General features: G+C 61.1%; 4 pseudogenes. 1 reads left to right on the plus strand and 3 read right to left on the minus strand.

The window, feature by feature from the left end:
* Window positions 1–470 (minus strand): annotated as a pseudogene (locus V7082_RS21410) (hypothetical protein); the annotation flags it as partial.
* 369 nt (window positions 471–839) lie between these two features.
* Window positions 840–1,202 (minus strand): annotated as a pseudogene (locus tag V7082_RS21415) (integrase core domain-containing protein); the annotation flags it as partial.
* A gap of 153 nt (window positions 1,203–1,355) precedes the next feature.
* On the opposite strand from V7082_RS21415, the pseudogene V7082_RS21420 reads away from it, so the two are divergent.
* Window positions 1,356–2,652: pseudogene (locus V7082_RS21420) on the plus strand (IS110 family transposase).
* 209 nt (window positions 2,653–2,861) lie between these two features.
* On the opposite strand, the pseudogene V7082_RS21425 reads toward V7082_RS21420, so the two are convergent.
* Window positions 2,862–3,670, minus strand: a pseudogene (locus V7082_RS21425) (IS3 family transposase); the annotation flags it as partial.
* Window positions 3,671–3,736: the final 66 nt, after the last annotated feature.

Consider the following 3,736-nt stretch of genomic DNA (forward strand, 5'->3'; position numbering starts at 1 on the left):
ACCAGCTGGAGACGATCGGCCGAAGCAGGCGCAACCTCTAGTTTGATCAGGCCCGGCTCCTCCACCGAAGCCAGGCCGGTCGCGGGTGCGGGCCTGGCTTTCCGAAGCTTACCGATCGTTCGCTCGACGATCGGGTGCGAAGGGAGTTCGCCGCCGGTCTCGATCGTCGAGGCCAGCACACGGGCATTTTCCCGAGCCTCGGCAATCAGCGCGGGCTCGGCCCTGAGTTCCCCGCTCACGATAGTGATCCGGTCGGCATCGCCATGCTTCATCTTCGGTAGCGGCGCCTGCTTGACCGGTTTTCCCGCTGCCTTCTTGGCCCACCAGCCCAGCGGCGGATTGGGAATGCCGTGTTTCTTGCAGATTTTGTGGAGTGCGACATCGGACAGCACGAATTCTTTTGCGAGGTGTGTCATCGGTTTCGACCAGACGAGGTCGTAAAATTCCTGTCGGGTGAAAGTACGCGCCATTGGGTCCTGCCCAGTTTCTTCGTCGGTTGAAGATATATGAGAGACCGCTCTCACGTGGCAAATACATCGAGAAGGAGCTTCGTGATAAAATTGAGGCGCGAAGCAGTCAGTGTCCAGTCAGATGAAAAAACTAAAAATTTCAGGAAAATCCCGAAGTACACTTGACGACAATGGTTCGTCAGCGACAAATTCAGCCAACGCGCTCCGAGTCTATGAGAGTGCAGGGTCGTTGTTCAGATGCGTGCTTGATGGCCATACATCATGTGTGGCTGTCACCGTGTACTTTGAAGCTGAACTAACGATGATTGCTGGGCGATATGGACATTTTGGGGACATTTGACGTGAGCCCCAGCTTTCCTCCAGCTGGGATTAGAGCCGGGCGGTTGTTTTGCGCATGAGCGCGGTTGAAGCAATGGGCTGCGCAGCGGAGCCCGTAGGGCGTAGCGGAGCAGGCCATTGCTTTTGCAGTTCGGCGGCGAACGCCGCCGGGGTCTCGTATCCAAGGGCCGAGTGCGGTCGCTCGCCGTTGTAGTCTTCCACCCACGCGGCGATCTCGGCGCGGGCGTGATCCAGGCTGAGGAACAGCGTCTCATTGAGCAGCTCGTCGCGCATGCGGCCGTTGAAGCTCTCGACATAGCCGTTCTGCATCGGCTTGCCCGGCGCGATGTAGTGCCACTCCACGCCGATCTCCCCGCACCATGACAGCACGGCACTGCTGGTAAGCTCAGTGCCGTAGCACATTGGGAAGCGGCCTATTGAAGGGCCACATTGCCTTGATGGAAACAAGGGCGCGTAGCGCCCGCCGGCTTCATCAAGGCAGTCATGACCGGCCAGCAGGTCTCTAAAGTGAAGTTGTCGACACAACCCTTTGGAGGCTGACCGATCATGACCAAGCTTCATTCTACGTCACGCGATGCCGTGCTGGTAGCCATCGATATGTCCAAGCACCGCCAGGAGGTTCTCCTTGAACGACCGGAGGGCGGCCGCCGGCGCCGCATGACGGTGATGGCGACGAAGGCGGATTATGATCGCTTGGCGGATGATCTGGCGGCCATCGGCAGGCCCGTGATGGTCGGATTCGAAGCGACGGGCAACTATCACCGCACGCTGGCACATCGATTGCTGTCCGCCGGTTTCGAGCTGCGCCTGATTTCGTCGGTCGCGTTGGCCCGGACACGCGAAGCCCTGCACAATGGCTGGGACAAGAATGATTCCAAGGATGCCCAGGTGATCCTGCACATGCTCCGGATCGGTGCGACCCAGCGCTATGTCGATCCGCTGGCCGCCGGCATCAACGATCTGCAGGAGATGTCGAAGACGCACGAAGCCATTTCCAAGGCCAAGACCCAGACCTGGCATCGGATTCTCACGCATTATCTGCCGCTGTATTTCCCGGAGATCGAGCGCTTCGCCGGCAATAGCCGGTCCGACTGGTTTCTGGCGCTGATCGAACGCTTCCCGACGCCGGGCAGCATAACTTCAATCGGGCGAGAAGCGTTCACCGAACAGGCATGGCCGCTCATCGGACGCAAGGTTTCCAAGGCACGGGTAGTCAACGATATCTACGAGACCGCCTGTTCATCGATCGCGCTCCCGATCGATGAACATTCCGCCGCGGTCACCATGTTTCGCATGGTCATCGCCCAGGCGCGCACCCTTATCCGGCAGCGCAACGAGATCGAACGGATCGCCCATGACGCGCTGGCCACGAACCGCGATTATCAGCTCCTGCGCATGATCCCCGGCATCGGTCCGATCAATGCCTTGACGATTCTGGCCGAGGCCGGCGATCTACGCCGCTTCAGCCACCATCGCCAGTTCCTCAAGTTCTGCGGCCTCGACCTCGCGACCTGTCAGTCCGGGATGTTCCGCGGGCGGACGAAGCTGTCGAAGTACGGCAACGCCCGGCTGCGGCGTACCTTCTGGATGGCAACTCAGGTCGCGATCCGGCAACCCAACAACAGCTTCCGTGACAAGCTCTCTCGCTATGTCGCTGGCCATGCCGACGATCCCGATCGCCGCCGCAAGGCGATGACTGCGCTTACCGCCAAGATGGCGCGCGTCGCACACGCCGTCATCAAGACGGGAACCGAGTACCGTCCGTTCGTCGAACGGGCGGACACCAGATGGAAGGACCCCTCTCTGTGGAGCCATGAGGGCGCGAGAGCGACCCTGTAGATAATGTTCGGGCCTTCCATCTGGCATGCGCATCTCATCTTAAGGACGGTGAGGACCACGATCTCGACGACCGATGGATCCTGTGTTTGCTATGGCCGAGAGTGCTTTCCTTGACGATGGAAGCCATCTGGATCACAAAGTCATCAGCGCCGATCACCCTCGGCGTAACGAGACCTGCTGGCCTTTTCACGCTACGCCTTCCCAACATAGGACGTTGTCGCTGACGATCATCCCCGGCTTGCCACGCTTCGCGATCAGCTCGGTCAGCTCCCGCACAACCCGGCGCCCGGAGATCGACGTGTCCGGCACCGCTGCCAGGCACTCCCTGGTCACGTCATCGACGACGTTGAGCACCCGGAACCGCCGGCCTGACGCCATCTGGTCGTGCACGAAGTCCAAGCTCCAGCGCTGGTTCGGCAGGGCCAGAACCGGTGCCGGCGCTCTCGCGCCGATCGCACGCCTGCGGTTGCGACGCCGCCTGACGGCAAGACCTTCCTCCCGATAGATCCGCTGGGTCTTCTTCCGGTTGATCATCACGCCCTCCCGGCGCAGCAGGATATGCAGGCGGCGATAGCCGAACCGCCGACGTTGGTTCGCCAGCTCGCGCAGCTTCTTTCTCAGCTCGGCATCGTCGGCCCTCGTCGAGCGGTAGCGCACGCTCTTGCGATCGGCACCAACGACACGGCACGCCCGCCGCTCGCTCATCCCGTGGCAGGCCTGGAGATGAGCCACAGCTTCCCGCTTGGCGGCGGGCGTCACCACTTTTTTGACAGAAGATCCTTCAGCGCAGCCTGGTCCAGCATCGCATCCGCCAGCAGGCGCTTGAGCTTCGCGTTCTCGTCCTCCAGCGCCTTCAGACGCCGAGCCTCGGACACCTCGAGCCCGCCGTACTTCGACTTCCAGTTGTAGATCGTCGCTTCGGACACCCCGTGCCGCCGCGCCAGGTCGGCGGGCTTCGCTCCCGCCTCCGCTTCCTTCAGCACGCCGATGATCTGCTCTTCTGAAAACCTCATACGCTTCATCTTGTCCGTCCTTCCATCAGGGCCGGACTCTAATCAAACGTGGAGGAAAATCAGGGGGTCACGTCA

Source organism: Hyphomicrobium sp., assembly GCF_036833075.1.
Classification (GTDB): domain Bacteria; phylum Pseudomonadota; class Alphaproteobacteria; order Rhizobiales; family Hyphomicrobiaceae; genus Hyphomicrobium_C.